The 3,246-nt window shown below is 61.0% G+C and carries 5 protein-coding genes; all 5 read left to right on the top strand.

The window, feature by feature from the left end:
- Positions 1 to 467, top strand: a 467-nt coding sequence (locus tag Q0S16_RS20685) for a SufD family Fe-S cluster assembly protein (protein WP_295852388.1), incomplete at its 5' end; no start/stop codon positions are given.
- On the top strand, positions 467 to 622 hold the full coding sequence (locus Q0S16_RS20680) for a hypothetical protein (protein WP_295852385.1): 156 nt from the start codon (positions 467 to 469) through the stop codon (positions 620 to 622). The genes Q0S16_RS20685 and Q0S16_RS20680, both read left to right, overlap by 1 nt.
- Positions 623 to 680: 58 nt before the next feature.
- Entirely contained in the window at positions 681 to 1,439 is a 759-nt protein-coding gene (gene sufC / locus Q0S16_RS20675; RefSeq protein ID WP_295852382.1) for a Fe-S cluster assembly ATPase SufC, read from the top strand.
- Between the two features lie 23 nt (positions 1,440 to 1,462).
- On the top strand, positions 1,463 to 2,788 hold the full coding sequence (sufD, locus tag Q0S16_RS20670; RefSeq protein ID WP_295852377.1) for a Fe-S cluster assembly protein SufD: 1,326 nt from the start codon (positions 1,463 to 1,465) through the stop codon (positions 2,786 to 2,788).
- Between the two features lie 2 nt (positions 2,789 to 2,790).
- Positions 2,791 to 3,246: aminotransferase class V-fold PLP-dependent enzyme (locus Q0S16_RS20665; protein ID WP_295852374.1), on the top strand; the 456-nt coding region annotated here is incomplete at its 3' end.

The raw sequence follows: 3,246 nt of genomic DNA, 5'->3' as shown, positions 1-3,246 counted from the left end.
GCGAATTCTATTCGATCGCGATCTCGAACGGTCACCAGCAGGTCGATTCCGGCACCAAGATGATTCATCTCGGCAAGAACACCACCAGCCGCATTATCTCCAAGGGCATCGCCGCCGGCGTCTCGCAAAACACCTATCGCGGCCTTGTCACCGCGCACCGCAAAGCCACCAACGCTCGCAACTTTACGGCGTGCGATTCCTTGCTGATTGGCGACAGATGCGGCGCGCACACGGTGCCGTATATCGAGGCGAAGAACTCCTCGGCGCTGTTCGAGCACGAAGCCACGACATCAAAGATCTCGGAAGACGTGCTGTTTTATTGTGTGCAGCGCGGCCTCAGCCAGGAAGAGGCCGTTGGCCTCGTGGTGAACGGGTTCGTCAAGGACGTGCTGCAGCAACTGCCGATGGAATTCGCGGTGGAAGCGCAGAAGCTGATCGCGATCTCGCTGGAAGGCTCGGTTGGATAATGGCGACGTTCGATCAAATCGTCCTCAGTGAACTCGTCGCGATCCGCGGCGAGTTCGCTAAGATGATTGATAAGACGTGGACAATCACGAGAGAGGCGCGGGACCTGAATCAGTTCCTCGCCAGCTTTATTCGGCCGATGAAATCGACGAATTGAATTTTTCGAGGTTGGCGCGCAGGGCGCGCACCTCGGAGTGACGATAGAGGAAAGACGAATGACCGCATTGCTCCAAGTCAAAAATCTCCAGGTTCGTGTCGAGGAACAGGAAATCCTTCACGGCCTGACGCTGACCGTCAATGCCGGCGAGGTCCACGCCATCATGGGGCCGAATGGTTCCGGCAAGTCGACGCTCAGCCACGTCATCGCCGGCAAGCCCGGCTACGAAGTCACCGGCGGCGAGATCCTGTTCAAGGGCGAGGATCTGCTCGACATGGCGCCGGACGTGCGCGCGGCCAAGGGTGTTTTCCTGGCCTTCCAGTATCCGGTCGAAATCCCCGGCGTTACCACCATGACTTTCCTGCGCACCGCGCTGAACGCTCAGCGCAAGGCGCGGGGCGAGGCCGAATATCTGGTGCCCGACTTTCTCAAGAAGGTCCGCGAGGTCGCCGGTTCGCTCAACATCCCGATGGATATGCTGAAGCGCGGCGTCAATGTCGGCTTCTCCGGCGGCGAGAAGAAGCGCAACGAAGTGCTGCAGATGGCGCTGTTCCAGCCCAGCCTGTGCATTCTCGACGAAATGGATTCCGGCCTCGATATCGACGCGCTGCGCGTCGCCGCCGATGGCGTCAATGCGTTGCGCTCGCCGGAGCGCGCCATGGTGGTGATCACGCATTATCAGCGACTGCTGAACTACATCGTGCCGGATCATGTGCACGTGATGTCGAAGGGCCGGGTCGTGAAAACCGGCGGCAAGGAGCTGGCACTCGAGCTCGAGGCGACCGGTTACGCACAATTCGAAGATGTGGCCGCCTGATTGGCGCCTGAACGGATGATGAGATGAATTTAGCATTGGCGAAGACAGAACCCGGCACGGCGCTCGGCGAGGCATTTGCCCTCGCGTGCCCGCGTCTGCCCGGCGCCGGCAAGGTGGCCGATACCCGCCGCCAGGCCTTTGAGGCCTATGAGGGAACCGGGCTGCCGCATCGGCGGATCGAGGACTGGAAATACACCGACCTGCGCGTGCTGATGCGCGCGGTACTGCCGCTGGCGGCGGCGCCCGACGCCGCGGCGCTGTCGCGCGCGGCCGATGCGCTGAAGCTGCATGCCATCGATGGCGTGCGCAAGCTGGTGTTGGTCGATGGTGTATTCGCGCCAAAACTTTCGGATCTCGGCAAGCTCGAGGCTGGACTCAGCATCCGAACCTTGCGCGACGTGCTGGATGCCGATGACAAGCCGCTTCATGCGCAGCTGTTTGCGATGGACGGCTCGAACCCGATGATCGCGCTGAACAGCGCGATGATGACGGACGGGCTGGTCATCACCATTGCCGATGGGAGCAAGCTGCCTCAGCCGCTGCATGTGATTCACATCACCAGCGGCGGTCAGCCATCGGCCACGTTTACGCGTTCGCTGTTGGCACTCGGCAAGGGATCCGCCGCCACGCTGGTGGAGAGCTATATCTGCGCCGAGGATAGCAGGAATTACCAGGTTCACGACTCGCTGGTGATCCACATCGGCGACGGTGCGCGGCTCGACCATGTTCGGCTTACCGAGGACAGCCGCGAGGCGTTCAACATCTCTTCGTCGGTGATCACGGTCGGCCACAACGCACATTTCAATACGTTCGGCATGAACACGGGCACGATTGTCAGCCGCTATCAGGCGGTGATCAATATCGTCGGCGAGCATTCGAAGGTCGAAACCAACGGCGTGAATCTGCTCAATGGGCGCCAGCATGCCGATACCACGCTGGTGATGAACCACGTGGCACCGAATTGCAGCAGCCGCGAAGTGTTCCGGGCGGTCATCGACGACCAGGGCCATTCCGTGTTCCAGGGCCGCATCAATGTGCACCAGCCCGCGCAGAAGACCGACGCCAAGATGATGACCCGGGCGCTGCTGCTGTCGGACGAGGCCGAGGCTGACAACAAGCCCGAGCTGGAAATCTTTGCCGACGACGTGCAGTGCGGCCACGGCGCCACCACAGGCGCGCTTGACGACAGCCTGCTGTTCTACCTGCGTGCCCGCGGCATGACGGAAAAACAGGCGCAGGCGTTGTTGATTCAGGCCTTCGTCGGCGAGGCGATCGAGTCGATCGTCAATGATAATTTGCGCGAGCTGGCCATCGGCGCTGCCGAACGCTGGCTTGCAGCAAGGGAGTGAACATGACCCTGCATCCGGCCGTCTCCAATGGTTCCTACGACGTCAATCTCGTCCGCGAGGATTTCCCGGCGCTGGCGATGAAAATCTATGGCAAGCCGCTGGTCTATCTCGACAATGCCGCCTCGGCGCAGAAGCCGAACGCCGTGCTGGATCGGATGATGGTGGCGTACAAGACCGAATACGCCAACGTCCATCGCGGCCTGCATTATCTCGCAAATGCCGCGACCGACGCCTATGAGGGTTCGCGCACCAAGGTGCAGCATTTCCTCAATGCGAAGCGGCACGAGGAAATCATCTTCACCCGCAACGCCACCGATTCGCTGAACATGGTGGCGTCGTCATGGGGCGGCGTGAACATCAAGGCCGGCGACGAGATCGTACTGTCGGTCATGGAGCATCATTCCAACATCGTACCCTGGCACTTCCTGCGCGAGCGCCATGGTGCCGTGATCAAGTGG

Source organism: Tardiphaga sp. (assembly GCF_025356345.1).
Taxonomy (GTDB): Bacteria; Pseudomonadota; Alphaproteobacteria; order Rhizobiales; family Xanthobacteraceae; genus Tardiphaga.
The sequence above is the reverse complement of the archived record's forward strand: the minus strand, read 5'-3'. Positions and strand labels throughout refer to the sequence as shown.

Excerpts from the sequence above, each read along its gene's own strand:
- sufC (WP_295852382.1), top strand. The coding sequence starts at position 681 with ATGACCGCATTGCTCCAAGTCAAAAATCTCCAGGTTCGTGTCGAGGAA.
- Q0S16_RS20680 (WP_295852385.1), top strand. The coding sequence starts at position 467 with ATGGCGACGTTCGATCAAATCGTCCTCAGTGAACTCGTCGCGATCCGC.
- sufD (WP_295852377.1), top strand. The coding sequence starts at position 1,463 with ATGAATTTAGCATTGGCGAAGACAGAACCCGGCACGGCGCTCGGCGAG.